The organism is Nocardioides malaquae (assembly GCF_015070385.1).
GTDB classification, from domain to species: Bacteria; Actinomycetota; Actinomycetes; order Propionibacteriales; family Nocardioidaceae; genus Nocardioides; species Nocardioides malaquae.
Genome location: NZ_JADCSA010000864.1, coordinates 1 through 249, shown reverse-complemented (window position 1 = coordinate 249; position 249 = coordinate 1). Strand labels below are relative to the sequence as shown.

1 protein-coding gene is annotated in these 249 nt (G+C 21.7%); it reads left to right on the top strand.

The window, feature by feature from the left end; all coding sequences use genetic code 11:
* Positions 1-227: hypothetical protein (locus IEQ44_RS18730; RefSeq protein ID WP_227487688.1), on the top strand; the 227-nt coding region annotated here is incomplete at its 5' end.
* Positions 228-249: the final 22 nt, after the last annotated feature.

Below are 249 nucleotides of genomic sequence, written 5' to 3'. Positions count from 1 at the left end.
TCAAGGATTATAAAAATAAAAGAATTAAAAAGCCACATTTACCCGATTATATTCTTAAAATTGACAAAATAACAGATATTAGATATATAACAATTAAGAATGAAAATCAAAGACCTGAAATTATTAAAATATTAGAAAAGAAATTTGGAGAAACGAACCTAAAAAAATCAATAATTTCTGGAAAATTAGTAATTCTGACTGAACACCAACTTCATAATGATTTTTAAAAATAAGTTGTTAACATTGAAT